Consider the following 1,288-nt stretch of genomic DNA (forward strand, 5'->3'; position numbering starts at 1 on the left):
CGTCGATGCCGACATGAACGAGGAATCGACCAAGCTGAAGGCCCTGCAGACCCAGCAGCAGCTCGGCATCCAGTCCCTCTCTATCGCCAATTCCAACTCCGAAAACATCCTCTCGCTGTTCAAATAAGAGATCTTGGAATGGTAGCGTGGCGGCTCAACACCTCCGCGCTACCGTTTCCAGCAGGTCTTGGAAGTGGGCGGGAAATGCAATTGGCCGGGCGAAAGCCCGGCCAATTGCATTTGGCCTCGGTTCTGTTGCGTCTACCGACACGCCGCGAATCAAATTATTTCGATAAAATTTTTTCCATAATTCTTCTTCCCAATTTAGCAAGCATTAACCTAATTCCTTTTAAATAAAAACATCAAAACGACGGATTAATCTATTGTTTAAAAAGATTAATGGCATGAAGCGGAGCCGTCGTTCGCCGGGAAGGAGCCCGGGATGTCCCTTCCGTTTCCAGTTCCATAAGGGGCAAGGCCTATGACAAGTATTATGACGAACACTGCTGCAACTGCAGCACTTTCCACCCTGCGGTCGATCAGCTCCGACATGGAGACGACCCAGAGCCGGATCTCTTCCGGTTACAAGGTTGAAAACGCTTCCGACAACGCAGCTTACTGGTCGATCGCTACGACCATGCGCTCCGACAACAAAGCGCTCGGCGCCGTTCAGGACGCTATCGGTCTCGGCGCTGCCAAGACGGACACTGCCTATACCGGCATGGAATCGGCGATTTCGGTTGTTTCCGATATCAAGGCCAAGCTGGTTGCTGCCCGCGAACCCGGCGTTGATAAAGAAAAGATCAACAAGGAACTGACCGAACTGAAGAACCAGCTGGGTTCGGTTGCCAAGTCGGCGTCCTTCAACGGCGAGAACTGGCTCTACGACGGGAGCGAACTCGCCGGCACGACCCAGGAAATGGTCGGCTCCTTCGTCCGTGGTGGCGATGGCAATGTCTCGATCAAGACGATCACCTTCGACACCACCAACTCGATGCTGATCAACGATGCGGCTGCTGCCGGTGGTCTGTTGACCAAGGATACGGTTGCGACCTACGCCTATGGCACGACGACCTCGTCTGCGACCTACTACCTGATCTCGTCTGCCGTCGGCGATGCGACCAGCAAGGAAGTCACTCTGACCTCGTCCACGACGTCTGACGAGATTGACGGCATGGTTGCATCTGTCGACAAGATGCTGACCAGCATGACCGATGCCGCTGCAACGGTCGGTGCGACGACTTCGCGTCTGAAGTTGCAGGACAGCTTCATCAAGGACCTGAGCGAC

Annotated in this window: 2 protein-coding genes; both read left to right on the plus strand. The window is 54.6% G+C overall.

The genetic code is table 11. The features are described 5' to 3' along the window. Positions 1–127: flagellin (locus BJF91_RS00025; RefSeq protein ID WP_267890128.1), on the plus strand; the 127-nt coding region annotated here is incomplete at its 5' end. Positions 128–493: 366 nt separating this feature from the next. Continuing rightward, the coding region (locus BJF91_RS00030) for a flagellin N-terminal helical domain-containing protein (RefSeq protein WP_234801493.1) at positions 494–1,288 on the plus strand (795 nt) is incomplete at its 3' end.

Origin of the sequence: Gillisella taibaishanensis (assembly GCF_001938985.1) — a bacterium.
Taxonomy (GTDB): domain Bacteria; phylum Pseudomonadota; class Alphaproteobacteria; order Rhizobiales; family Rhizobiaceae; genus Allorhizobium; species Allorhizobium taibaishanense.